Raw genomic sequence first — 24,373 nt, 5'->3', positions numbered from 1 at the left:
GGTGGCGGGCCGTTTCGCGTCGTGCGACCTGGAGGAGCTCAGGGCTTGGGGGTGACGGTGCGGGCGATCATCACGTCGTGGTCGGTGTAGGTCGCGCCCTCGATCTCGAGGGTCGGCTCGCCGATGTTCCCGTAGATGTGCTGGATTCCAGGCAGCTGGGCGGCATCGTCGTCCGTCAGCGTCCAGAAGCCCTCGGGCGCGCAGGAGGCCTGCCGGTTCATGTCACCGCCGAAGAGGGTCGGGTTGGTGCGCGACTCGAGGACCGCACGGAGTTCGCCGCACTGGAGGTTGTTGGCAGAGGCCGGGTCCGCCTCGCCGTCGGTGGACAGGTGAGTGGTGCACACGTCGACGCCGCGAGCCGTGGTCACACAGAGCCAGCGGCGCTGCTCGGAGCCGTTCCAGCGGGAGTACGCCACGTCCTGGGAGCTCATGATGGCCTCCTTGGTCAGCACCGCGTTGCCGAAGACGCCGCGGCCGCTGGGGGTCTTGCACTGGTAGGGAGCCGTCGGATAGAGGACGGTCGCGAACCGCATGTGGTAGCCGGTGCGCTCGGCGATCTTCTCGACGTCGCCGCTGCAGGCCTCGTTGAAGGTCACCGCGTTGACGTCGTTCTCCTGGATCCGCTCGATGGCCTCGTCGAGGATCTTCGGGTACTCGGTGTCGGGGTAGCAGCGGGCACCGCCGCTGAGGCAGAGGTTCATCTGCATGAGGGAGTACGGCGCGCCGACCTGAGCCGGCCTATCGGGCGTCGCGGCGAGGGCCGGAGCGGCCGTCGAGAACGCGGACAGCACGATGAGGGCCAGCGCGGTCAGGGCGCGGACGGCAAGCAGGCGTGGAGTGTTCACGGGCCGACGAAACCAGCCCTCCCACCTGCGCGGAAAGGCTACGCGGGAGTCGTTCAGCCAACGCTCACGTGAGCGAACCCCGGCATCCGCCGCCAGGTCACCGAAGGCCCGCGTCTCAGGTCAGCGAGGCGATCCTGGCGCGGCTGTCCTCGTGGAGCGCGGCGAGGAGGGCATCGGCGGCCTCGCCGTGCTCGGCCGTGGCGGCGGCGATCTCCGCGACGGTCTCATCGGAGAGCCCAGCGAGGATCGGGTCGACCACGGAGGGCTCGTCGATGAAGAGCGCGAGCTGGAGGATCTCGGTGCCCGAGGCGCCGTCGACGACCTCGAGCGACGTCTCAGGTGGTACGACGCCGGTGAACCTGGCCAGAGTGAGCAGGTGTCCCTCGGCGAGCAGGCGGCGGCCGACCTCGACGACGAGCGCGCTGTCGAGCTTGGCGATGATGCCCTCGACCCGGCTCGGATCGAGGTGGACGGAGAGCTCGGCGAGGAACTGCGGCTTCAGGTGGCCGGCCAGCTTCGCGGCGTCGGCCGGGTCCATCACGGCCGCGACCCGGGCGCTGAGCATCGGGCCCATCGCGATCTCGGTGATCTTCGCGGTCACGGCCGCGGGAAGCTTCTTGCTGACCGCGGCCAGCCCCTTCACCCGGGACTCGTGACGGCTGAACATCGCGTGCGAGACGATCCCCCGCAGGTCGCGGAGGTCGTCGGGGGAGGTGGTGGCGAGGAAGGCGAGCTCGGCCTCGTCCACGTGCATCTCGTGGGCGAGCTTGGTGATCTCCAGCGCGCTGGTCAGGGCGGTCATCGGCTACCTCCGAGCATCTTCTGGACGACCCCGCGCAGCATCTTCGGCACCAGCTTCAGCGCCTCGTCGAGGGAGGCATCGAAGGCCTTGTCCTCCGCGATCATCGCGCCCTGGGTCAGTTCGTTGAACCGGTCCAGCTGCTGATCGTCGTACGCCTCCAGCGGCGCGAGCCGCGTGGCCGGAACGCCCAGCGTGGCAGCGAGCCGGTCGAGTCCCTCACTCATCGGTTCCTTCCCGCCGGCGGTGCACCTTCGGCCCCCGGCGGCGCCACTATATGCAGGCCGAGGTGGGGCGTGCCGGGTTTGGATAGTGTTTCGACATGCTTGTCGCCTTCTCGATCGCCCCGACGACCACCGACGACCCCGATGGCTCGGTGGCCGCCTCCGTCGCGGAGGCGATCCGCATCGTCCGCGAGTCCGGACTGCCCAACGAGACCAACGCCATGTTCACCAATCTGGAAGGTGAGTGGGACGAGGTCATGGGTGTCATCAAGCAGTGCGTCGACGCGGTCGCCGCCGCCTCCCCGCGGGTCGGGCTGGTGCTCAAGGCCGATATCCGGCCCGGCTACACCGGCCAGCTCACCGCGAAGGTCGAGCGGATCGAGCAGGAGCTCTCCGGGGACTGACCGGAGACTGGCCTGAGAGCGCGTTCTGGAACCCGGAAGCGCCGGCCAGGCGCCGCCCATCACGCACGCTCGCGGCGTTGTCGTCGGTCGACGGCCAACACCGGGCCGCCTCCCTCCTCCGCCTTGCGATCGCACGCGCTGGCCGACGCCTGACTCGGCGCCGAGTTCCCGAACGCGCTCTTAGAGCCCTCGGGCCATCGCGTCCTGTCCGGTCTTGATGGCCTCCCGGATCCGGGAGTACGTCCCGCAGCGGCAGACGTTGCGGATCGCGTCGAGGTCGGCCTCGGTGATGGCGCGGCCCTCCTTGCGGACCTTGTTGACGAGGGCGACCGCGGCCATGATCTGGCCGGGCTGGCAGTAGCCGCACTGGGCGACGTCGTGCTCGAGCCAGGCCTCCTGCATCGGGTGCAGGCCGTCGCCCGGGGCGGTGTCGGCGAGGCCCTCGATGGTGGTGATCTCGTCGTCGGCGCCGATGTCGGCGACCCGCACCGAGCACGGGTTGAACGCCTTGCCGTTGATGTGCGACGTACAGGCCTTGCAGACGTTGATGCCGCAGCCGTACTTCGGGCCGGTGACACCGAGGACGTCGCGCAGCACCCACAGGATGCGTACGTCGTCCTCGACGTCGACCGTGACGGTCTCGCCGTTGAGCTGGAAGGTGTGAGAAGGCATCGAAGACCTCAGAACGTGTAGGCGAGGCCGTCGGTCGGCGACTCGGGGACGGACGGGATGAAGGACTTGGGCTTGAAGTGGAGCGGCTCGTGGAAGTTGATCGGGAACTCCGTCGGCACCTCGCCGGTCGCCCGGGCGTATGCGCAGGCGACGGCGGCCATCGAGGCGGCCACACCGGCCTCACCGACACCGCCCGGCTGGCTGCCGTGCGACTCCATCACCTCGCACTCGAACTCGAACGGCACGTTCCATTGCCGGGTGTAGGCCGAGTTGTCCCAGCTGGCCTCCAGGAACTGACCGTCGACCAGGTGGTTGCTGTAGGTCAGCGCCTGGCACATGCCGTCCGAGAAGCCCCCCATCATCTGGGCCTTCACCCCGGCCGGGTTGATCACCAGCCCGACATCGGCGACCACGATGGCCTTGGTGACCCGCGGCCCGGTGACCGCGTCGCGCACCTCGCGGTTGACCGTCTCGGGGCGGCAGTCGATCTCGACGAGGACCGCGGTGGCGCCCTTGTACTCCTTGTGGATGGCGATGCCCTGGGCCGTGCCGGCGGGCATCGAGCGACCCCAGTCGCCGAGCTCGGCGGCACGGTCGAGCACTCGCTTGACGGTGTCGCTCTTGAGGTACCTGCGCCGGAAGGCGACCGGGTCCTGCTTCAGCTTCTTGGCGAGCTGGTCGACCATCAGCTCGCTGGCCGTGGCGACGTCGGGGGAGTAGATGTTGCGCACCGAGCTGGTGTTGAACCGGTCGACCGAGGGCTTCGGCTCGTTGAGCAGCTGGGTGACGACCCCGAAGTTGTAGGGCAGCTCGGTGGCGAGCATGAAGATCGACTCCGAGAAGCTCAGGTTCGACAGACCGGTCGGCAGCGCGGCCGCCTCGGCGGTCAGCCGCTCACCGAGCCCATGGGTGAAGTCGCACGCCACGCTGGCGTGGCGCTGCTCGAAGGTGAGGATGCTGCCGGCCAGCACCGTCGCCCGGATCTGGGAGACGGCCATCGGGTGCACCCGGCCCTGTCGCGGCTCGTCGGCGCGGTGCCACATCAGCTTCACCGGCGCGCCGAACGCCTTGGAGGCGTGGGCGGCCTCGACGGCGGCGTCGCTGAACAGCTTGCGGCCGAAGGAGCCACCGCCCTGGACCACGTTGACCGTCACGCTGTTCTGCGGGAGGCCGAGCGCCTTCGCGATCCTGCCCTGGGCATCGATCGGCGACTTCAGACCTCCCCAGACGGTGGCCTTGTCGTCGCGTACGTCGGCGACGGCGCAGTTGGGCTCGAGGGCCGAGCCGCTGCGGAAGTGGAAGGTGAACTCGCCGTCGACCGAGGTCGCCCCGATCTTCGGCACCGCCAGCGGGATCTGTCCGGCCTTGAGCTCCGCCTTGATGTGCTTGGCCGACATCGTGGTCACGGTGCCGGAGTTCCAGGTCACGTCCAGCGCGCGTACGGCGTCGATGCACTGCCCGAAGGTCTTGGCCCGGACCGCGACGCCGGTGGGGATGATCGCGACGTGCGTGACGCCCGGCATCGTCTCGACGTCGCCCTTGTTGTTGATCGAGTCCGGGGTGCCGTTGAGCTCGGGCGCCCGGCAGACCATCGTGGGCAGCGCGTTGGGGACGTCGAGGTCCATCGCGAACTTCTTCTTGCCCGTGACGGCAGCGCGTGCGTCGATGCGGCGGTGGGGCTTGCCGACGACTGTGTGCTCGGAGGTCTCCTTGAGCTCGACCTCGACCTTCTCGGTCGTCGGCGCTGCCGCCTTGGCGGCCGCCTCGCCGTACGTCACCGAGGAGCCACCGGGGACGCTGATCACGCCGCCCTTGGCGACCAGCTGGGCGACCGTCGTCCCGAGCAGGATGGCGCCGGCCTCGAGCAGCGCCTTGCGGGCGATGGCGGCGGCGACCCGGACCGGGGTGTAGACCGAGATGATCGTGTTGGACCCACCGGTCAGCTGGTTGAAGAGCAGTTCGGGACGGGCCGGCGCCAGGGTGACGTGCACGTGGTCGATCGGGAGCTCGAGCTCCTCGGCGATCAGCATGGCCACGGCCGTGGTGATGCCCTGGCCGACCTCCATCCGCGGCAGGGCGAAGTGGGCGTGCCCCTTCTCGTCGACCTCGATGGCGATCAGGTTCGACGTCGGCGTCGCGCAATGGGTGAGGAAGTCGTTGAGGTCGTAGACCTCGGGGACTTGTGGCACCGACGGGATCAGTGCGGCGTGGGCGGCCGAAGGAGCCAGGCCCAGGTCTGCGGCTGCGATCAGCGTGGTGCCGCCGATGACGTATCCGACGAACGATCGTCTGGAGACCCGAGCAGGGCCTTCCGGGTTGTGCGTCCCCATGTGTAATCACTCCTGGCGTGGGCAGGGTCCGAGTTTTGTGACCCCCGACACATAGCACCATTCACCAGCCAGATCTCGGTTGGGAAGGGCGCGTCGGGAAATGTGTGAGGGCGCGACAACCCGGATGGAGACCGATCACATGGCCCCGAAACCGTGACTGTCGCCACACTCGCGCGTTGATCTGGTTGACGCCGCAACCGCCAGCGAAACACCGAGGGAGCGCGATGAGCATGGAGCCGATCAAACGCATCGTCGCGGGCATCAGGGAGGACCTCCCGCACACCGTGGAGCTGTTCCTCAAGCACAACTGGGACCAGGTTCCGGCCTACGCCGTCAGCCCCGATCCCGAGCTGCGCAAGGAGGTCGGCGATCACGCCGAGGCGGTCTTCCTGGCGGTGCTCACCACGCTGGAGGAGGGACGCGCGGCCGTACGCGAGGACTTCCAGTTCACCGTGGACCAGGCGACTCGCCGGGTCCGCCAAGGAGTCGCGCTCGCCGACTTCCTGCAGGCCTTCCGTATCGGTCAGGTGGCGCTGTGGGAGCGCATCGTCGAGATCGCTGCTGCCGACCCGGAGACCAGCCGTGCCGCGCTCCCGGTGGCCTCGCACGTGATGCAGGTGATCGAGGTCGGCAGCACGGTCGCGGCCGAGGCCTACCTCGCTGCCCATCAGGTCGAGCTCGCCGAGGGCGACCGGATCCGGCGGGACCTCGTCGAGGACCTGCTCGCCGGACGAGGCGCCCGGCCGGGTCCGATGCTGGAGGTGGCTCGCAGGTGCGGGCTGGAATCGGACGACCGGATCATCGTCCTGGTCGCGGTGCCGGTGCGGCCGCTACGCCCGGGACGGAGCCTGCGGGAGGCGCTGCGGCACGTACGCACCGAGCTGGGCCCTGCGCGGGAGGGCGTCACGGTGATCCGTCAGGAGCAGCTCGTCGCGATCCTGCCCGTCGCCTCCGACGACGTCAGGACGATCGTGCCCGACCTGCGGCGCATCTACCGTCAGCTCGCCCGGGAGGGGTTCGAGCTCGCCATCGGCGCCAGCACCGTGCACGCGGGCCTGGGCGCCGCGCCCGCCGCGTACGCAGAGGCCGGGATCGCTCGCGACGTCCTCGGTGCGGATCCCGGCGTGATGGCCCTGCCGATGATCTCGACGATCGACTACCTCGTGCTGCGCGAGGACCCGACCGCCCGCCGCCTGGTGCGCCCCGCGCTGCGCCAGTTCGTCGAGGAGGACCTCGCGCGTGACTGCGTGATGATCGAGACCATGCTGGCGTACGTCGCCTGCGACCTCAACGCCAAGCTGGCCGCCGAGCGCCTGCACGTCCACGTCAACACCGCCTACCACCGGCTCGAGCGGATCGCCGAGCGCACCGGCTGCGACCTGCGCCGGTTCGCCGACGTCGAGGAGCTGATCTTCGCGATCCGGCTCCTCACCGAGCCTCGCGGCGTGGCGAGGGCCTAGGCCTGCGCCGCGGCCGGCTTGCGGCCGTAGAACCAGTAGACCGCCGCGCCGAGCAGGTTGGTGCTGCCCCACAGCCGCCACAGGGTCCGCGGCCCGCGGATCTCGTCGTCGGAGCGCGTCTGCAGGTCGCGCAGGATCACCGGGGCGACCGCCGCCTGGGCCACGAGCGCGCCGGTGGTCAGGATCGTCTTCTGCTTCTTGGTCAGTGCCATGGAGCCAGTCTTTGCCTTGGCTTGTGTCCAGTCAAGGAACGTACGTCTCACAGGAGTGTCGGCAGGTCCGCGGTGGAGGGGAGGAGGTGGGTGTGGGGCTCGGTGGCGAGCCGGTCGTGGGTGAAGGAGCCGGTGGCGACGCCGACGACGAAGCCGGCCCCGGCGTTGGTGCCGGCGCCGAGGTCGTTGGGCGTGTCGCCGGCGACCAGCACGCGGCGTACGTCTTGGACGCCGGTGGCCTCCATGCAGTGGAAGACGAGGTAGGGGGCGGGGCGGCTGGCGGCGACGAGGTCGGAGGTGACCAGGGCGTCGACTGTCGAGTCGGCGTCGGGGCCGACGGTCCAGCCGAGGCCGTCGAGGATGGCGGCGGCGATCTCGGTGGAGTAGCCGGTCTGCAGCGCGACCTTGACGCCTCGTGAGCGCAGCGTCGCGAACATCTCGGGCACGCCCGGGAATGGCTGCGGCGGGGTCTCCCGGTAGGCGGTGACGAGGCGCTCGCCGAAGCCGTCGAAGATCTTGTCGACCTGGGCGGTGGTCGGGTCCTGGCCGAGCCCGCGCAGCAGTCCCTGGATCGCCTCCCACTTCGAGGTGCCCTTCCACTGCAGCAGCAGGTCGTGGGGGACCGGCTCGCCGGCGGCGTCGGCGACAGTCGACTCGAGCACGTCGTAGACCAGCCCGCCCTCGGCGACAGTGGTGCCGGCCATGTCGAGGGCGGCAAGATCGTAGGCAGGGGCGGTCACGAGATCTCCTTGAGGATGCGTACGTCGGTGCGGATCCCCGCCGCGGACGGGCGGGTGTTGTCGATGGTGAACGTGACCCGGTCGGGCCGGTAGCGGTCGTCGGCGTACTCCAGCGGCGTGCCGTCGGCGGAGGTCGCCCGGCGGCGCTCACGCAGGAGCGGGCTGCCCACCGCGATGTCGAGCAGGTCGGCGTCGGTCTCGTCGGCCGCGACCGCGTCCATGGTGTGACGCGCGCCGTGCAGGTCGACGCCGGCGGCGATCAGGTGGGCGTAGAGCGAGCCGGTGTCGGGATCGAAGTCGAAGAGCATTCGCCCGACGCGCTCGACGAAGGTGCTGCGCTCGAGCATCGCGGGATGACCGTCGAGAAGACGGAGCCGGAGCACGTCGACCACCGGGTCGCCCTCGTTGATGTCGAGCGCCTCGGCGGCAGCAGCCGTGGCGCCGCGCCGGGCGACCTCGATCGTGCGCTGCCCGGCGGTGTGGCCGATCTGCTGCACCCAGGCGCTGAACGAGATCAGCTGCTCGAAGGGCTGCCCGAGCGCGGTGTCGCGCACGGTCGGCGGACGCCCCTGGCCGCCGCTGAGCAGGCCTTCGCGGCGCAGGCTCGCCAGTGCCGTACGGATCGTGCCGCGGGAGGCGCCGAACTGCTCGCACAGCTGCGCCTCGGAGGGGATCGGGGCGCCGGTCGGCAGCTCGCCGGCGATGATCCGCGCGCGGATGGCCTCGGCGACCTGGACATGCAACGGGCTACTCATGGACAGCAGGCTACAACTTGATCAGACAAGTGTGATGAAGCGCTTCGTGAACGGCCGGATAACGCTCAGAGGACCAAACGGTGCGCAGGAAAACGACCGGTTAACTTGTCTGTACATGTTCGTCGAGAGTGTTGACCGGGGCTGCCGCGAGACAGAAGTGTTCGGGCCGTGCCAACTCATACGACCACCCCCGACGGTGCCGCCGACCTTGTTGTTGTCGGTGCCGGGATCGTCGGCCTCGCGCACGCCGTCGAAGGGCTCGCGCGCGGCCTGAAGGTCCATGTCATCGAGCGCGACGAGCGCGCCGTCGGCGCCTCGATCCGCAACTTCGGGCACATCTGCACCACCGCTCAGTCGGGCCAGTCGCTGGCCTATGCCCTCGCGGCCCGCGAGCGCTGGCTCGCCCTTTCCGCCAAGGCGGGCTTCGGTCTCCGGGAGACGGGCACGGTCGTCGTCGCCCGGACCGAGGCCGAGATGGCCGTGCTCGAAGAGTTCGCGGGAATCCGCGGCACCGAGCAGGCCCGCCTGCTGGACGCCGGAGCCACCCGCGACCTGTTCCCGCCGGCCACCGCGGAGGTCCTCGGCGGTGCACACCTGCCGCTCGACCTGAGGGTGGACCCGCGCGAGGCGCTGCCCGCGATCGCGGCGTGGCTGGAGTCCGAGGGGGTCCGGTTCAGCTGGGCGACCCATGTCGGTGCCATCGACCCGGACGCCGACGGGATCGACGTCCGCACCAGCCGCGGAACCATCCGTTCCGCCCGGGTCGTCCACGCCGCCGGCCATGACATCGACCGGCTCTTTCCGCAGGTCGCCGAGGAGGCAGCCGTACGCCGCTGCCGGCTGCAGATGCTCGAGGTCGCGCCTCCGGCTGACGTCGAGATCGGGCCTGCGGTGCTGACCGGACTCTCGATGCTCCGCTACGGCGGGTTCGCCGAGACCACGGCGGCCGCCGACGTACGCAACGAGCTCGAGGCGACCGCGCCCGAGCTCCTCGACGTCGTCATGAACCTCATGCTCACCCAGCGCCCCGGGAGCGGCGGCAGACCCGGCTCGATCGTCCTGGGCGACACCCACCACTACGACCGCACCCACCTGCCCTTCGACGACGAGCACGTCGCCGAGCTGGTGCTGCGGGAAGGGGCGCGGCTGCTCGGGGCTCCGCTCACCGTCCGACGTCGCTGGCGAGGGGTCTACGCGGACTCGCCGCGGACCGACTTCCTCATCGCAGAGCCGTTCCCGGGCCTCCGGGTCGTCTCGGTGACGTCGGGCATCGGCATGACCACAGCACTGGGCCTCGCGCCCACCGTCCTCGACCAGCTGTTCTGACCACAGGAGAAACCGAACATGTCCACCCTGCGCTCCCTCACCGCCCTCGCCGGCGCCGCCACACTGACCCTCGCCCTGGCCGCCTGCGGCAGCGAGGCGACGACCAACAAGGCCGCCGCGGGCGGCGAGGTCGGTCCCGACCAGATCTGCCCCGACGGCACCCTGAAGATGGGCGTCGAGCCCTTCGAGGACCCCAAGAACCTGATTCCCGTCTACGAGACCCTGGGCAAGGCCCTCGGCGATGAGCTCGGCTGCGAGGTCGAGGTGCAGATCTCCGACACGTACGTCGCGGAGATCCTGGCCATGCAGAACGGCAAGCTCGACATCGGCCAGTTCGGGCCGCTGGGCTACGTCTTCGCCCAGAAGCAGGCCGGCGCCACGCCGCTGGCCTCCTTCGCGGGCGAGGACGGCAAGGTCTCCTCCTACACCGGCGGTATCTGGGTGCCGAAGGACTCGCCGGTCAAGTCCGTCGAGGACCTCGCGGGAACGACCCTGGCGCTGTCCGAGTCCGGCTCCACCTCCGGTGACGCGGTGCCGCGCAAAGCGCTCATCGATGCCGGGATCGAGAAGGACGTCAAGGCCGAGTACGCCGGTGGCCACACCGAGGCGCTGCTGGCCCTGGTCAACGGCAAGGTCGACGCCGCCGAGATCAACAGCCAGACCCTGGCCTCGGCGACGGCCGAGGGCCAGTTCGACGAGTCTGCCTTCCGCCAGATCTGGAAGTCCGAGCCGATCCTCAACGACCCGATCGCGGCCGGCCCGAACATGACTCCCGAGGTGTCCAAGGCCGTCCAGGAGGCGCTGTTGAACCTGCCTGCCGAGTCGGTCGCGGAGATCGGCGAGTACCTCGACTTCACCCCGCCCGCCGGCAAGCCCGCGCTGGTCGCGGTGACCGAGGAGGACTACCAGCCGGTGACCGACCTCGCCGAGGCCCTCGACCTGACCACGGACGACCTCTGATGGGCGCTGATCACCTCCCCGGGGCGGCCCTGCGTATCGACGGCCTGAGGAAGGCGTTCGGGGAGAAGACGGTCCTGGACGGCTTGGCCTTCGAGGTCGCCTCCGGGGAGGTGGTCAGCCTCCTCGGAGCCAACGGATCCGGCAAGTCCACCTCACTGCGCTGCGTGGTCGGTCTGGAGCGTCCCGACGGTGGCACGATCACGGTCGACGGCGTCAGAGCCAAACCCGGCGAGGCGGTGCCGACGGTGGCGATGGTCTTTCAGAAGATCCATCTGGTGCCCCGTCGCAGCGTGCTCGACAACGTCTGCGCGGGAGCGCTCGGACGGCTCGGCCTGAGCCGGTCCTGGTCCGTGCTGGCCTTCCCGCGCGAGGTGCAGGCCGAGGCGATGGCCTGCCTGGACCGGGTCGGTCTCGCCGACCGCGCCCGGGAGAAGGCGGGTCGCCTCTCCGGCGGCCAGCAGCAGCGAGTCGCGGTGGCTCGCGCGCTGTGCCAGCGCGCCAAGGTGCTGCTCGCCGACGAGCCGGTCTCGGCGCTCGACCCGGCCGCCTCCGAGCAGGTGATGAACCTGCTCCGCTCGCTGGCCGACGACGACGGCCTCGCCGTGGCAGCGGTGCTCCACCAGCCCGACCTGGCACGCCGCTTCTCCGACCGGATCCTCGGACTGGCCGGCGGCCGGCTCGTCTTCGACAGCAGCAGCGCCGAGGTCACCGACGAGACCGTGGCCGGCCTCTACCGGCCCGCCCTGGAAGCGCTGGAGGCCGCCGAGGCGGCCGAGGCGGCCGCGGTCGCCGAGATGAGGGAGTTCGCATGAGCAGCCTGACCAAGACCCCGGAACCGCGTCTCGACATCCCGCCCCGCTTCCGCCCGTCCGGCATCGCCCTCGGGGCGGCCATCACGGTCGCCCTGATCCTGGTGCACTGGTACGCCGCGGTGCAGACGAACACCTCGCCCAAGGAGCTGCTCGAGGGCTGGCGGGGCCTGTGGAACTTCCTGTTCGGGGTCGACCGCACCTACCCGAACGGCAAGACGATCCACCAGGACGGTGCCTTCCCGCTCGACCTGCGCTGGTCCGAGACCATCCGGCCCGGCCTGGAGTACTGCCTGCTCACGATCTGGATCGGCCTGCTCGGCACGACCCTGTCGATTCCGGTGGCGCTGCTCTTCGCGGTCATCTCCTCGCGTACGACCAACCGGTTCGTGCCGCTGTGGCTCCTGGGTCGCGCGGTGATGTCGGTGCTGCGTGCCGTCCCGGAGACGGTCTATGCGCTGATGTTCATCGCCGCGGTCGGCTTCGGTGCTTTCCCGGGTGTGATCGCGCTGGCGATCCACAACGTCGCGGTCATGGGCAAGCTGTGGTCGGAGGCCATGGACGAGGTGGACCAGGGACCGGTCGAGGCGCTCCGCGTGGCCGGAGCCTCGCCCGCGCAGTCGGCCGCGCACGCCGTACTGCCCGCGGTCATGCCGTCACTGCTCGGCCTGCTGCTCTACCGCTTCGACACCAACGTACGCAGCTCGGTCATCCTCGGCACCGTCGGTGCCGGCGGCGTCGGGTTCTTCATCAAGACCGAGGTGGACAGCTTCCACTTCGACACGATGATGACGTACGTCTGCATGGTGATCGTCCTGATCATCGTCATCGACCTCTTCTCGGCCTGGCTGCGCAAGAAGGTCGGCGCGGTCTGATGGCACGGCTCGCGGTGTGGCGTGGCGGCGCCGAGGTGACGCTGGAGACCGTGGACCTGCCGGTGCCTGGGCCGGGGGAGGCGCTGGTCGAGATCGACCTCGCGACCGTGTGCGGCTCCGACCACCACACGGTCTCCGGCCGGCGTCCCGGTGCCTGCCCGAGCGTCCTCGGGCACGAGGGCGTCGGACGGATCGTGGGCACCGGCCAGCGCGTGGTCTGGGGCGTCACCGTCTCGTGCGGGAGCTGCGACCGCTGCCGACGGGGGCTCACCGCGAAGTGCCGCTCGGTCCGCAAGCTCGGCCACGAGCCCCACGAGCCGGCCTGGCCGCTGTCCGGCACCTACGCGACCCATGTGCTCCTGCCCGCCGGAACCGCGGTCTTGCCCGTCCCCGACGCCGTGGCCGACGAGGTCGCCGCGCCAGCCGGGTGCGCGACCGCCACCGTGATGGCGGCGCTGGAGCGGGCCGGCTCGCTGCGCGGGAAGCGGGTGCTGGTGGTCGGCGCCGGGATGCTGGGGCTCACCGCGGTCGCCGCCGCGGCCGACGCCGGGGCGGCCGAGGTCGTGGTGAGCGACATCGAGCCCGCGAGGCTGGAGCTGGCCGTCGACTTCGGTGCGACATCGACGCTGACCGCAGGTCAGGCGCTTCCGCCGGTCGACGTGGCGATGGACTTCTCCGGAGCCGCCTCGGCGGTCGAGGCAGCGCTCGGGGCCCTCGACATCGGCGGCTCCCTCGTCCTGGTGGGGTCGGTCTCGCCGGGGCGCGCGATCTCGGTCGACCCCGAGGCGATCGTACGGGGCTGGCGGTCGGTCAGCGGCGTACACAACTACGAGCCGCGCCACCTGGAACAGGCGGTCGCCTTCCTCGCCGCGTCGACGCGGCCATGGGCGGAGCTGGTCGAGGAGCCCGTCGGGCTCGAGCGCGTCGGTGACGTACTGACGAGCGAGCTGGGGAGGCCGCGGGCGTCGGTGCGTCCGCGCAGCAACTAGGCTCGCGCATCATGACCGAGTTCGCCGCTGTGATCCTTGTCGACCGTCGTGGCTGGGTGCTGCTCCAGGAGCGCGACGAGCGCCCCGTGATCGCCCCGGAGAAGTGGGCCTTCTGCGGCGGCCACCTGGAACCGGGGGAGGACCCGCTGGCCGGGGCGGTGCGCGAGCTCGAGGAGGAGACCGAGGTCAGCCTGAGCCCCGCCGAGCTGCAGCTGCTCGCCGTCCACGACGTCCACCACCCAGAGACCGGCACCGACGACAAGCTCCACCTGTACGCGGCCGGCGTCGACCTCACCGACGCGGACATCGTCTGCCACGAGGGACGACAGATCGTCTTCGTCGACCCCGCGACCGTGCCTGACCTGGACCTCAGCGACTCGGCCCGGATCGGGCTGACGCCCTTCCTTGGATCACCCCAGCACGCGGCGCTATCCGGGTCGGCGGTCCTCAGGGTCGAGACGTAGAATCCGGGCCATGGGTCTCCTCGAACGCATCGCCGCGCCGCAGGATCTTCGTGATCTCTCCGACGACCAGCTCGAGCTCCTCGCGAGCGAGATCCGGGACCTGATGATCCGGACGGTGGCCACCAACACCGGCCACCTGGGGCCGAACCTCGGCGTGGTCGAGTTGACCCTGGCCATGCACCGGGTCTTCGACAGCCCGCGCGACAAGATCGTCTTCGACACCGGCCACCAGTCCTACGTCCACAAGCTCGTCACCGGCCGGGCCGGCGACTTCGGCACGCTGCGCCGCGAGGGCGGGATGAGCGGCTACCCGAGCCAGTCCGAGTCCGACCACGACGTGGTCGAGAACTCTCACGCCTCCACCGCGCTCTCCTATGCCGACGGCCTGGCCAAGGCCTACACGATCCGCGGCGAGGACCGCCACGTCGTCGCCGTGATCGGCGACGGCGCGCTGACCGGCGGGATGGCCTGGGAGGCGCTCAACAACATCGCGATCCAGCACGACTCCAGGCTGGTCATCGTGGTCAACGACAACGGCCGCTCCTACACCCCGACCATCGGTGGCCTGGCCACGGCGCTGACGGCGCTGCGAACGAACCCTCGCTACGAGCTGGTCCTCGACATGGTCAAGCGCCGCCTCAACGCGGTGCCCGGGATTGGCGCGATGGCCTACGACGCGCTGCACGCGGTGAAGAAGGGGCTCAAGGACGCGGTCGCGCCCCAGGGCCTCTTCGAGGACCTCGGCCTGAAGTACGTCGGCCCCGTCGACGGCCACGACCGGCACGCCGTCGAGCAGGCGCTGACCTCGGCCAAGCGGTTCGGCGGTCCCGTGATCGTGCACGCGATCACTCGCAAGGGCTACGGCTACGACCCGGCCGAGCGCCACGAGGCCGACCAGTTCCACTCGCCGGGTCCCTTCGACGTCCAGACCGGCGCCGAGAAGCCCAAGGGCCGGATCTGGACCGACCACTTCTCCGACGCGATGCTGCGGCTGGGGGAGAGCCGCCAGGACATCGTCGCGATCACCGCTGCGATGATGCACCCGGTCGGCCTCGACGCGTTCCAGGCCAGGTTCCCCAAGCGCACCTTCGACGTCGGCATCGCCGAGCAGCACGCCGCCACCTCGGCCGCCGGCCTGGCCATGGGCGGCCTGCACCCGGTCTTCGCGGTCTACGCGACCTTCCTCAACCGCGCCTTCGACCAGGTGCTGATGGACTGCGCCCTCCACCGGGCAGGCGTGACGTTCGTCCTCGACCGATCCGGGGTGACCGGCGACGACGGCGCCTCCCACAACGGCATGTGGGACATGTCGCTCCTCCAGGTCGTCCCCGGCCTCCGCCTGGCCGCGCCGCGCGACATCGCTCGCCTCAACGAGCTCCTCGACGAGGCCGTCGAGGTCGACGACGCGCCCACCGTCGTACGCTTCCCGAAGGGCCCGCCGCCCGAGGACATCCCCACGATCGCCAAGCTGGGCGAGGCCGACGTGCTCGTGCGCAACGGCACCAAGGACGTCCTGGTCATCGGCGTCGGCTCCATGGCCGAGGTCGCCGTGGGCGTCGCCGAGCGGCTCACCGCCCAGGGAATCGGCGTCACCGTCGTCGACCCGCGCTGGGTCAAGCCGATCGACCCCGCCCTCATCGAGGCGGCCGCCGACCACCGCCTGGTCGTCACCATCGAGGACAACGGCGTCGCCGGCGGCGTGGGAGCGTCCTTCCTGCAGGCCGTGACGGCCGCGGGCGTACGCACCCAGGTGAAGATCCACGGCATCCCCCAGGAGTTCCTGGACCACGCCAAGCGGCCGAAGATCCTGGAGACGATCGGTCTGACCCCGCAGGCGATCGCGCTGGACACCATCACGGTGCTCGACGGCGGCCTCCAGGACGACGCCGGCCTGCGTCTGGACGAGCCTGAAGGCGACGCGCAGGCCGAGGGCGAAGGTAGCTCGCCGCGCCAGGCGCGGCTCTGACCGTTGTGGTGAGCGCCGCGCTACTGACCTCGGACCTGGCGCGGCAGGTCGTCGAGCGGACGATGAGCGTCATCGGCCACAACGTCAACGTGATGGACCCGCACGGGGTCATCCTGGCCTCGGGGCACGACGACCGGATCGGCGCCGTGCACGAAGGTGCACTCCTCGCGGCGCAGCAGGACCGAGTCGTGGAGATCGCTCACTCCGACGCGCTGGCACTGCGCGGCGTCCAGCCCGGGATCAACCTGCCGCTGCGTTCCCACGGCCAGCTGGTCGGGGTCGTCGGCATCACCGGCGATCCGGAAGAGGTACGGCTGCTCGGCGAGCTGATCAGAGTGACCGCGGAGCTGATGGTCGACCAGGCCCGGGCCGCGGAGTCCCGCCAGTGGCGCTACCGGGAGCGGGAGGAGTTCATCGGCCATGCGGCCGCCGGACGGCTCGCCCCGCGCGAGATCACGGAGTGGGCCGCAGGCCTGGACATCGACCTCGAGATGCCCCGGCGGGCGACCGTCGTCGCGCCCGCCGCTCGGACGCAGACGCATACGGACGCTCTTCTCGGACTGCAGCGGGATCTGGCGCAGGTACGCGGCGTCCTGGTCGGCCGGGTGGAGCCGCAGGAGCTCGTCGTCTTCAGCCCCGCCGGTCGCTCTTCTAACCCGAACGTGGACGTCGCGGCGCTGCTGCGTGCCGCGGAGGGTGATCTCCGACATGCCACCGGTCGCGCCTTCACCGGGCCCGCCGCGTTCGAGCACGCCTACCTGACGGCTCGCGACACGCTGACGGTCACCGGCCTCATCGACACGACCGGCGGAGCGTACGACTTCGACGACGTGCCGCTGCTCGCCCTGGTCAGGGGCATGGGCGACGGGTGGCGAGGCGACCTGCTCGCCGAGCCGTGGCAGCGGCTGGTCGCCGCCGACCGGTCCGGCGAGCTGGTGGCCACCTTCGCTGCCTACATCCAGCAGAACGCCAGCCCGACGGCCGCTGCCGGGGCGCTGCACGTCCATCGCAACACCGTCCGCTACCGCCTCGCCCGGATCGGCGACATCACCGGTCTGCGGATGGACCACCTGCCTGACGTCCTGATGCTGTACCTCGGACCGGTGCTCGGCTCGGATCAATAGCCGCGCCCATTGTGCAGATGCACAAGATCTGGGTCCAGGGCCTTGGCCATCTGCCTGTGGACGCCATCGCATCGCGCAACAGATGCTGTGCAGCACATGCCTGGCACACGCCAGGCGCACGCCGTTCCTGTCCGACGATGAAGGACCTTCGATGGCCGACCTACTGATCCTGATCGCCTGAGTCATGCGCGTCGTCATAGCTCCAGACTCCTTCAAGGGCAGCTGCGAGAGCCCGGCGGCAGCGGCCGCCATCGCGACCGGGTGGCGGCGCGGCGCCCCCGACTGGGAGACCGTGACCCTGCCCGTCGCCGACGGGGGAGAGGGCACGTTGCACGCGCTGATCGGCTCCCTCGGCGGCCAGATCGTCCGTCACACGGTCACCGGGCCGCACGGTCGGCCGGTCGACGCGGAGCTCGGCCTGATCCCGGCCGAGGGGCCTGCGGGCCGGCTGACCGGCGTCGTCGAGATGGCGTCCGCGTCAGGGCTGCACCTGGTCGATCCCACACCCGAGAGCGCCGCGACTGCCACCACGTACGGCACCGGCGAGCTGATCAAGGCCGCCCTGGACGCCGGGGTCGAACGGCTCATCCTCACCCTGGGCGGCAGCGCGACCACCGACGGCGGCGTCGGAATGGCCCAGGCGCTCGGCGTACGTCTCACGTCCGCGACCGGCGCTCGGGTGACACCCGGCGGCGCCGGGCTGCGCGACATCGCCACGGTCGATCTAGCGGCCCTGCACCCCGGCCTGGCGCGATGCGAGGTGATAGCAGCGTGCGACGTGGACAACCCGCTGCACGGTCCGCGCGGCGCCGCCAGCGTCTTCGGCCCGCAGAAGGGGGCGGACGAGGCGACGGTCGAGATGCTCGATGCGGGGTTGCGCCGGCTCGGCGAGGTGTGCGCCTCGCTGGCGGACCCGGAGTCTCCGGGGGCCGGGGCGGCGGGCGGGCTGGGGTTCGCGGCGCTCGCGTTCCTGGGTGCCGAGCTTCGCTCGGGCTTCGAGCTGGTCGCCGACGCCGTCGGGCTCGGCTCCGCGATCGCCGGGGCGGACCTGGTCATCACCGGCGAGGGCAGGCTGGACACCCAGTCTCTCGGGGGCAAGACCCCTGTCGGCGTGATGCGGCTGGCCCAGGCACGGGATGTCCCCGTGGTCGTGATCGCGGGCGACGTGTCCCAAGGCGCGAGCGGGGCGCTCGCGGCCGGCATGACCGCGGTGTTCTCCGCATCTCCCGGCCCCGGTTCGCTGCATGATGCGCTGGACCGTGTCGAGGATGACCTGTCGCGGATCGCGGAGTCGATCGCGCGGCTGTGGGGCGCGGCGTCGGCCGGCTAGCGGGCAGTCTCTGAACCTGAGACATCGCAATGCTTGGACGGGAGGGACGGTTTTCGCAGGTCAGACGTCGAAGAACGACGGGGACGATCGTACGTCACAGGCGGTTCGCTGCCCGATCGGGCCGCATCCCGGTCTAGAGTGTCATAGGTCCCGGGACCGGCAAGCTCCCCGGACCGTCACCAACCTCAACCAAACAGCACCTCGGGGGAATCAATGCTCTACGACGACATCGTGGCCGAGTTCCACTGGTCACCGGAGCAGATGTCGCCGCCGTTCGACCTGCACGCGGCGAACGAGCTGGTCCGCAAGAAGATCGAGAGCCGGCGCGCCTCGGCGCAGACCAGCGGCCAGCAGAGGCCACCGGCTCGACAGCGGGCCGCGAGGCCGGCGACCGGCGGCAGCGGGAACGGCCCGCTCGCCGGCAACAACGTCTGAGCCAGACCTCGGCTGAACGTGAACCGCCCCCGGCCACATCGTGGCCGGGGGCGGTTTCGTCGAGGGTCAGTGGAACTTCTTGCCCGTGACCTTCTCGGAGATGCCCTCGCGGTCGAGGAGCTGGGTGATGCCGCCGTTCCAGAACTGGAAGCCGGCACCGGTGATCATCGCCAGGTCGATGTCCTCAGCGGCCTGGGCGACGCCCTCCTCGAGCATCCGGCCGATCTCGTCGGCGATGGCCTCGAGGGCCTGCTGGCGGGCCTCCTCGGCGGTCTTGACCACGTCGCCGGAGACGAGCAGCGCCTCGACCTCGGGGTCGAGGGTGCGCCCGTCGGGACCGAAGAAGGAGCTCTTCTTGGCCTCGACGACCCGGTGGAGGTTCTCGGAGAGGTGGAACCGGTCGGGGAAGGCCTTCGCGAGCGTCTCGTTGTTGTGGTACGCGATCGCCGGGCCGACCAGGCCGATCAGCGCGAACGGGCCCATCGGCGCGACACCGGCGAAGGCGGACTCGACGACATCGATCGGGGTGCCCTCGTCGGCGACCTTGGAGACCTCGCCCATGAAGCGGCCCAGGAGCCGGTTCACGATGAAGGACGGGCTGTCCTTGACCAGGATCGAGGTCTTCTTCAGCGACTTCGAGACCGAGAACGCCGTGGCCAGGGCCGCGTCGGACGTCGTCTCGCCGCGGATGATCTCCAGCAGCGGCATCACCGCGACCGGGTTGAAGAAGTGGAAGCCCACGACCCGCTCCGGGTTCTTCAGGTCGGCCGCCATCTCGGTGATCGAGAGGCTCGAGGTGTTCGTGGCGAAGACCGCGGTCTCCGGCGCGACGGCCTCGGCGTTGGCGAAGACGGTCTTCTTGACGCCCATCTCCTCGAAGACGGCCTCGATGATGAAGTCGGCGTCGGAGAATGCCTCCGCGTAGTCGATCGACGACGTCACGAGCGCCTTGAGGCGGTTGGTCGCGTCCTGCGACGCGCGGCCCTTGGCGAGCTTCTTGTCGAGTTCGGCGTGGACGTACGCCACGCCCTTGTCGGCACGCTCCTGGTCCAGGTCGACCATCACGACCGGCACCTTGAGACGCTGGACGAAGAGCAGCGCGAACTGCGAGGCCATCAGCCCGGCACCGATGATGCCGACCTTGGTGACCTTCTGCGCGAGCGCCTTGTCGGGCGCGCCGGCGGGACGCTTGGCGCGCTTCTGCACCAGGTCGAAGGAGTAGAGCGAGGCGAGCAGCTGCGGGGTCTTCGACATCGCCACGAGCGCGTCGTCCTCGGCCGCGAAGCCCTCGTCGCGGGTCGCGGTCTTGGCCAGGGTGAGCAGTTCGACGGCCTTCTTGGCGGCCGGAGAGGCGTCTCCGGTCTTGGCCCAGGCGAAGAAGCCGGCGTTCTTGGCGGCCTCGTCCCAGGCCTCGCCCCGGTCGATCTCCTCACGGCTGACGGTGACGTCACCGGACAGGATGCCGTCGGCCCACAGCAGCGACTGCTCGAGGTAGTCGGCGCCGCCGAACATCGCGTCCGCGATGCCCAGGTCGAAGGCCTCGGTGCCCTTGAGCACCTTGCCGTTGTTGAGCGGGTTCTCGATGAAGACCTTGGCGGCCTTCGCCGGGCCGATCAGGTTCGGCAGCAGGTAGCCACCGCCCCAGCCCGGGATCAGGCCGAGCATGACCTCGGGCAGGCCGACGGCCGGCACCGAGTCCTGGATCGTGCGGTAGTCGGCGTGCAGCGCGACCTCGAGGCCGCCACCGAGCGCGAGCCCGTTGATGAAGCCGAAGGACGGCTTCTTGACCCCGTCGGCACCGTCGCCGAGCTTGCGGAAGACCGCGTGACCGAGCTCGGCGATCGTACGGATCCCGTCGGGGCCACCCGCCTGCAGCGAGGTCAGGTCGGCACCGGCCGCGAGGATGAACGGCTTGCCGGTCACCGCGATCGCGTCGATCTCGGGGTCGGCCAACGCGGCGTCGTACGCCGTGTTGAGCTCGACCAGCGACTTCGGCCCGAACGTGTTCGGGCGGGTGTGGTCGTGCCCGTTGTCGAGGGTGACCAGGCCGAGGACCTTGCCGGAGGGCAGGGTGACCTTCGCCAGCTTGGCCGCGGTCACGACCTCGTCGTCGGAGAAGAGCGTCCGTACGTCCGTGAGAAGCGTGTTGATGTCAGTCACTTCGACTCCCCAGTCCAGTTCGGGTTCTCCCAGATGACCGTGCCGCCCATACCCAGGCCGATGCACATGGTGGTGAGGCCGTAGCGGACCTCGGGGCGCTCCTCGAACTGGCGCGCGAGCTGGATCATCAGCCGCACGCCGGAGGAGGCCAGCGGGTGACCGAACGCGATCGCACCGCCGTACGGGTTCACGCGCTCGTCGTCCTCGGCGATGCCGAAGTGGTCCAGGAAAGCGAGGACCTGGATGGCGAACGCCTCGTTGACCTCGAAGGCCTCGATGTCGTCGATCGTGAGGCCGGCCTTGGCCAGCGCCTTCTCGGTCGAGGGGATCGGGCCGACGGCCATGACCTCGGGGGCAACGCCGGCGAAGGCGTACGACACCAGCCGCATCTTGATCGGCAGACCGAGCTCGCGGGCGACGTCCTCGGAGGCCAGCAGCGAGGCGGTCGCGCCGTCGTTGATGCCCGCCGCGTTGCCCGCGGTGACGCGGCCGTGCGGACGGAACGGGGTCTTCAGCTTGGCCAGGTCCTCGGTGGTGGTGCCGGGACGCATCGGCTCGTCGGTGGTGGCCAGGCCCCAGCCGTTCTCGGCGGAGCGGGTGGCGACGGGGACCAGGTCGGGCTGGATCTTGCCGTCGGCGTACGCCTTGGCCGCCAGCTCCTGGGAGCGGACGGCGAACGCGTCGGTGCGCTCCTTGGTGATCGCCGGGTAGCGGTCGTGGACGTTCTCGGCGGTGTTGCCCATGACGAGCGCCGAGGGGTCGACGAGCTTCTCGGAGATGATCCGCGGGTTGGGGTCGACGCCCTCGCCCATCGGGTGGCGGCCCATGTGCTCGACACCGCCGGCGATGACGACGTCGTAGGCGCCGAAGGCGATGCCACCGGCGGTCGTGGTGACCGCGGTCATCGCGCCGGCGCACATCCGGTCGATGGCGTAGCCGGGGACGGACTGCGGAAGCCCGGCGAGCAGGCCCGCGGTGCGGCCGATCGTCAGGCCCTGGTCGCCGATCTGCGTGGTCGCGGCGATGGCGACCTCGTCGATCCGCTCGGGGGGAAGCTCAGGGTTGCGGCGCGTGAGCTCACGGATGAGCTTGACGCCCAGGTCGTCTGCGCGGGTTTCGGCGTACTGGCCCTTGGCCTTGCCGAAAGGTGTGCGTACGCCGTCGACGAAGACGACTTCTCGCAGCTGTCGGGTCACCGTGTCACTCCATGTGGGTTGCCGGTCGAATGCCGCCGGGCGGCGCTGTTGATGCGGGCACGGGTGGTGCCCGCCGCTTACATTACCCGCTAGTAACAACGGCCGCACCGAGGGGGAGGTCACACCGGCTCTCGCGGGTCGCCGCGCGTCGGCTTGGGAATAACGCGGGCGTCCAGGATGCTGCGCTGTCGTCATGTGGAAGCGTGTATTGAGAAGGTTGAGCCCCAGGGTCGCGATCCCTGGCGAGGCGAGCGACGACGAGGCCCGCGAGGGCCGTACGCAACGGGAGGAGACACCGATGGCCGGATCACGACTGGTGCACATCGTGGACGACCTGCCCGAGGAGATCATCCTTGCCGGAGGTGACCAGCTGCCGCTGGTGGTCGTCCTGGACGGCTTCCTCGACGCGGGCAAGGCCGCCGAGCGCGCCGCGGCCCATCTGATCCAGACCTCGAGGCGAGCGCCGGTGGTGGCGACCTTCGACGTCGACGAGCTCCACGACTACCGTGCCCGCCGCCCGGCGATCTCGTTCGTCAGCGACCACTACGAGTCCTTCGACGCGCCGCGGCTGGTCGTCCGGCTGCTCAAGGACACCGGCGACGCCCCCTACCTCCTGCTGCACGGCCCCGAGCCGGACAACCGCTGGGAGGCCTTCGCCGGCGCCGTACGCGAGGTCATCGAGCGCCTCGGCGTGACCGAGGTGATCTCGCTCGCCTCGGTGCCGATGGCGGTGCCGCACACCCGCCCGCTGACCACGACCAGGCACGCCAACGACCCGGCGCAGGAGCTCGCCGGCCAGGTCTGGGAGAGCCAGTGGAAGGGCGAGATCCGGATCCCGGCCTCCGCCCAGGCCCTGGTGGAGGTACGCCTGGGGGAGTGGGGCCACCCCGCTGGCGGCTACGTGGTGCACATGCCGCACTACCTGGCTCAGAGCGACTACCCCGCCGCGGCGGTCGTGCTCGTCGAGGCGCTCGAGCGCGCGGCCCGGCTGACGATCCCGGTCTCCGACCTGGAGGCCGAGGCGCAGCGCCGCGAGGAGGAGATCGCCTCCTACATCGAGGACAATGCCGAGGTGCGGGAGGTCGTGGCCGCTCTCGAGCAGCAGTACGACACCTTCCAGCGCGGGGAGGAGTCCGGCCGCTCGCTGCTGGCTCCCGACGAGCCGCTGCCGACCGGCGACGAGCTCGGCGAGCAGTTCGAGCAGTTCCTGGCCGGGCTGAACGGCCCCGACCCCGATGACAACCCTGAGAAGGATTGAGAGACACTCACTCCCATGACGACCGACGCCGTAGCGGCGGATCAGGCAGTGGCCGAGCTGGTAGGCGTGCTCGACCTGGTCGAGATCGACAAGGACCTCTTCCACGGTGCCACCACGACCCGCAACTCGCGCGGGCGCGCCTACGGCGGCCAGGTGGCCGCCCAGGCGCTGATGGCCGCGGTGCGGTCGGCCGACCCGGCCTTCACGGTGCACTCGATGCACTCCTACTTCCTGCTGCCGGGCGACCCGTCCTACCCGATCGTCTACGACGTCGAGCGGATCCGTGACGGGCGCTCCTTCGAGACGCGGCGGGTCCGGGCGCGCCAGAAGGGGCGCGACATCTACTACCTCACCGCCAACTTCCAGCGTGAGGAGTCCGGCTTCGAGCACCAGGACGCGATGCCGTCCGTCCCGGCGCCCGAGAAGTGCATCGACTTCCTGAAGATGATGGCCGACTCCGGCAGCCCCGAGGCCGTCTCGTTGGCGCGCGAGTGGGAGGCGGTCGAGGTGCGTGCCGTCGGCAACTCGCTGCTCGGCATCAAGCCCGACCCGACCCATCCCGCACAGCAGCGCCTCTGGATCCGCCTGGGCGCCTCGCTCCCTGACGATCCCGACATCCAGCGCGGCGCCTTCACCTGGGCCTCCGACATCTCGCTGCTCGGCGCCTCTCTGGCGGCCCACTCCCTGGACCACAAGGGCATTCAGATGGCCTCGCTCGACCACACCATCTGGTTCCACCGCCCCTTCCGCGCCGACGAGTGGTGGCTCTACGACCAGGAGAGCCCCTCGGCCTACGGCGGTCGTGGCCTGTCCATCGGCCGCGTCTTCACCGCCGACGGCATCCTGGCCGCAACGGTCGCTCAAGAGGGCCTCATCCGGCCGCCTCGCGCCTGACCCCTCTTCGAGTCGGCTCGTCCTGACGGGATTCGGCGCCGAGTCGGCTCGTCGGCCAGGCACGCGGCGACGAGCGGCCGCAGGTAGACCGGGCAGAGGCTCAGGTTGGGCGACTCTCCCTTGAGGAGATGGCCCATCGAGCCGAT

25 protein-coding genes are annotated in these 24,373 nt (G+C 70.4%); 14 read left to right on the top strand and 11 right to left on the bottom strand.

All coding sequences use genetic code 11. From position 1 onward, the window contains the following. Positions 1 to 38 precede the first annotated feature (38 nt). The 3 genes from AB0F44_RS16750 to AB0F44_RS16740 form a co-directional block, all read right to left on the bottom strand. Positions 39 to 845, bottom strand: coding sequence for an endonuclease/exonuclease/phosphatase family protein (locus tag AB0F44_RS16750; protein ID WP_357357234.1), 807 nt, complete (start codon positions 843 to 845; stop codon positions 39 to 41). Between the two features lie 115 nt (positions 846 to 960). Then, a complete protein-coding gene (locus tag AB0F44_RS16745) occupies positions 961 to 1,647 on the bottom strand; it encodes a hypothetical protein (RefSeq protein ID WP_357357233.1) in 687 nt (228 codons plus the stop codon). Further along, entirely contained in the window at positions 1,644 to 1,871 is a 228-nt protein-coding gene (locus tag AB0F44_RS16740; RefSeq protein WP_350658669.1) for a hypothetical protein, read from the bottom strand. The genes AB0F44_RS16745 and AB0F44_RS16740 overlap by 4 nt, the downstream gene beginning before the upstream one ends. A 95-nt stretch (positions 1,872 to 1,966) precedes the next feature. On the opposite strand from AB0F44_RS16740, the gene AB0F44_RS16735 reads away from it, so the two are divergent. After that, positions 1,967 to 2,272, top strand: coding sequence for a thiamine-binding protein (locus AB0F44_RS16735; protein WP_357357231.1), 306 nt, complete (start codon positions 1,967 to 1,969; stop codon positions 2,270 to 2,272). A gap of 180 nt (positions 2,273 to 2,452) precedes the next feature. Here AB0F44_RS16735 and AB0F44_RS16730 read toward each other — a convergent pair whose 3' ends face one another. Together AB0F44_RS16730 and AB0F44_RS16725 are read right to left on the bottom strand one after the other, a co-directional pair. Next, the gene (locus AB0F44_RS16730) at positions 2,453 to 2,944 is read right to left on the bottom strand and encodes a (2Fe-2S)-binding protein (protein ID WP_350658667.1); all 492 of its coding nucleotides are present in this window, start codon (positions 2,942 to 2,944) and stop codon (positions 2,453 to 2,455) included. Positions 2,945 to 2,952: 8 nt separating this feature from the next. Continuing rightward, on the bottom strand, positions 2,953 to 5,274 hold the full coding sequence (locus AB0F44_RS16725) for a molybdopterin cofactor-binding domain-containing protein (protein WP_357357229.1): 2,322 nt from the start codon (positions 5,272 to 5,274) through the stop codon (positions 2,953 to 2,955). Between the two features lie 224 nt (positions 5,275 to 5,498). Here AB0F44_RS16725 and AB0F44_RS16720 point away from each other — a divergent pair, with 224 nt between their 5' ends. Next, positions 5,499 to 6,734, top strand: a complete 1,236-nt coding sequence (locus tag AB0F44_RS16720; protein WP_357357227.1) for a helix-turn-helix domain-containing protein — start codon at positions 5,499 to 5,501, stop codon at positions 6,732 to 6,734. On the opposite strand, the gene AB0F44_RS16715 is transcribed toward AB0F44_RS16720, so the two are convergent. Genes AB0F44_RS16715 through AB0F44_RS16705 form a run of 3 tightly spaced genes read right to left on the bottom strand, consistent with a single transcriptional unit; the run spans position 6,731 to position 8,441 of the window. Continuing rightward, positions 6,731 to 6,946, bottom strand: a complete 216-nt coding sequence (locus tag AB0F44_RS16715; RefSeq protein ID WP_350658663.1) for a hypothetical protein — start codon at positions 6,944 to 6,946, stop codon at positions 6,731 to 6,733. The two genes, AB0F44_RS16720 and AB0F44_RS16715, sit on opposite strands and share 4 nt — an antisense overlap. A gap of 47 nt (positions 6,947 to 6,993) precedes the next feature. After that, positions 6,994 to 7,686, bottom strand: a complete 693-nt coding sequence (locus AB0F44_RS16710; protein ID WP_357357225.1) for a phosphonatase-like hydrolase — start codon at positions 7,684 to 7,686, stop codon at positions 6,994 to 6,996. Beyond that, complete coding sequence (locus AB0F44_RS16705) at positions 7,683 to 8,441, bottom strand: GntR family transcriptional regulator (protein WP_357357223.1); 759 nt, start codon at positions 8,439 to 8,441, stop codon at positions 7,683 to 7,685. Before AB0F44_RS16705 ends, AB0F44_RS16710 begins: the two co-directional genes overlap by 4 nt. Before the next feature lie 168 nt (positions 8,442 to 8,609). On the opposite strand from AB0F44_RS16705, the gene AB0F44_RS16700 reads away from it, so the two are divergent. The 10 genes from AB0F44_RS16700 (at position 8,610) to AB0F44_RS16655 (ending at position 18,719) form a co-directional block, all read left to right on the top strand. After that, on the top strand, positions 8,610 to 9,767 hold the full coding sequence (locus AB0F44_RS16700; protein ID WP_357357221.1) for a TIGR03364 family FAD-dependent oxidoreductase: 1,158 nt from the start codon (positions 8,610 to 8,612) through the stop codon (positions 9,765 to 9,767). An 18-nt stretch (positions 9,768 to 9,785) separates the two neighbouring features. Then, on the top strand, positions 9,786 to 10,727 hold the full coding sequence (locus AB0F44_RS16695) for a phosphate/phosphite/phosphonate ABC transporter substrate-binding protein (protein ID WP_357357219.1): 942 nt from the start codon (positions 9,786 to 9,788) through the stop codon (positions 10,725 to 10,727). Continuing rightward, positions 10,727 to 11,539: an ATP-binding cassette domain-containing protein gene (locus tag AB0F44_RS16690; protein ID WP_357357217.1), complete on the top strand. Its 813-nt coding sequence runs from the start codon at positions 10,727 to 10,729 to the stop codon at positions 11,537 to 11,539. The genes AB0F44_RS16695 and AB0F44_RS16690 overlap by 1 nt, the downstream gene beginning before the upstream one ends. Further along, positions 11,536 to 12,411 carry a phosphonate ABC transporter, permease protein PhnE gene (gene phnE, locus AB0F44_RS16685; RefSeq protein ID WP_357357215.1) on the top strand — a complete coding sequence of 292 codons (876 nt, stop codon included), beginning with the start codon at positions 11,536 to 11,538 and terminating at the stop codon, positions 12,409 to 12,411. Before AB0F44_RS16690 ends, phnE begins: the two co-directional genes overlap by 4 nt. Beyond that, the gene (locus AB0F44_RS16680; RefSeq protein ID WP_357357213.1) at positions 12,411 to 13,400 is read left to right on the top strand and encodes a zinc-binding dehydrogenase; all 990 of its coding nucleotides are present in this window, start codon (positions 12,411 to 12,413) and stop codon (positions 13,398 to 13,400) included. Before phnE ends, AB0F44_RS16680 begins: the two co-directional genes overlap by 1 nt. An 11-nt stretch (positions 13,401 to 13,411) precedes the next feature. Next, positions 13,412 to 13,864: an NUDIX domain-containing protein gene (locus tag AB0F44_RS16675; protein WP_357357212.1), complete on the top strand. Its 453-nt coding sequence runs from the start codon at positions 13,412 to 13,414 to the stop codon at positions 13,862 to 13,864. A 10-nt stretch (positions 13,865 to 13,874) separates the two neighbouring features. Then, positions 13,875 to 15,830, top strand: a complete 1,956-nt coding sequence (gene dxs / locus AB0F44_RS16670; RefSeq protein ID WP_357357210.1) for a 1-deoxy-D-xylulose-5-phosphate synthase — start codon at positions 13,875 to 13,877, stop codon at positions 15,828 to 15,830. Between the two features lie 8 nt (positions 15,831 to 15,838). Beyond that, a complete protein-coding gene (locus AB0F44_RS16665) occupies positions 15,839 to 16,954 on the top strand; it encodes a sugar diacid recognition domain-containing protein (RefSeq protein ID WP_357357208.1) in 1,116 nt (371 codons plus the stop codon). A 184-nt stretch (positions 16,955 to 17,138) separates the two neighbouring features. Beyond that, positions 17,139 to 18,284: a glycerate kinase gene (locus AB0F44_RS16660; protein ID WP_357357206.1), complete on the top strand. Its 1,146-nt coding sequence runs from the start codon at positions 17,139 to 17,141 to the stop codon at positions 18,282 to 18,284. Between the two features lie 213 nt (positions 18,285 to 18,497). Further along, positions 18,498 to 18,719 (top strand): hypothetical protein, encoded by a 222-nt coding sequence (locus AB0F44_RS16655; protein WP_357357205.1) that lies wholly within the window; start codon positions 18,498 to 18,500, stop codon positions 18,717 to 18,719. Positions 18,720 to 18,785: 66 nt separating this feature from the next. Here the strand turns inward: AB0F44_RS16655 and AB0F44_RS16650 are convergent, their stop codons facing one another. Then, the gene (locus AB0F44_RS16650; RefSeq protein WP_357357203.1) at positions 18,786 to 20,879 is read right to left on the bottom strand and encodes a 3-hydroxyacyl-CoA dehydrogenase NAD-binding domain-containing protein; all 2,094 of its coding nucleotides are present in this window, start codon (positions 20,877 to 20,879) and stop codon (positions 18,786 to 18,788) included. Beyond that, entirely contained in the window at positions 20,876 to 22,075 is a 1,200-nt protein-coding gene (locus AB0F44_RS16645; RefSeq protein ID WP_357357201.1) for an acetyl-CoA C-acyltransferase, read from the bottom strand. Before AB0F44_RS16645 ends, AB0F44_RS16650 begins: the two co-directional genes overlap by 4 nt. 217 nt (positions 22,076 to 22,292) lie before the next feature. Here AB0F44_RS16645 and AB0F44_RS16640 point away from each other — a divergent pair, with 217 nt between their 5' ends. Together AB0F44_RS16640 and AB0F44_RS16635 are read left to right on the top strand one after the other, a co-directional pair. Further along, on the top strand, positions 22,293 to 23,333 hold the full coding sequence (locus AB0F44_RS16640) for a PAC2 family protein (RefSeq protein ID WP_350658644.1): 1,041 nt from the start codon (positions 22,293 to 22,295) through the stop codon (positions 23,331 to 23,333). A gap of 15 nt (positions 23,334 to 23,348) precedes the next feature. Next, positions 23,349 to 24,227, top strand: coding sequence for an acyl-CoA thioesterase II (locus tag AB0F44_RS16635; protein ID WP_357357199.1), 879 nt, complete (start codon positions 23,349 to 23,351; stop codon positions 24,225 to 24,227). Here AB0F44_RS16635 and AB0F44_RS16630 read toward each other — a convergent pair. After that, a partial coding sequence (locus AB0F44_RS16630; protein ID WP_357357197.1) for a hypothetical protein occupies positions 24,194 to 24,373 on the bottom strand: 180 nt, incomplete at its 5' end. The genes AB0F44_RS16635 and AB0F44_RS16630 overlap by 34 nt on opposite strands.

Origin of the sequence: Nocardioides sp. NPDC023903 (assembly GCF_040639295.1) — a bacterium.
Lineage (GTDB): Bacteria > Actinomycetota > Actinomycetes > Propionibacteriales > Nocardioidaceae > Nocardioides.
Note: the sequence above shows the minus strand (reverse complement) of the source record. Positions and strands in the feature narration are given on the sequence as shown.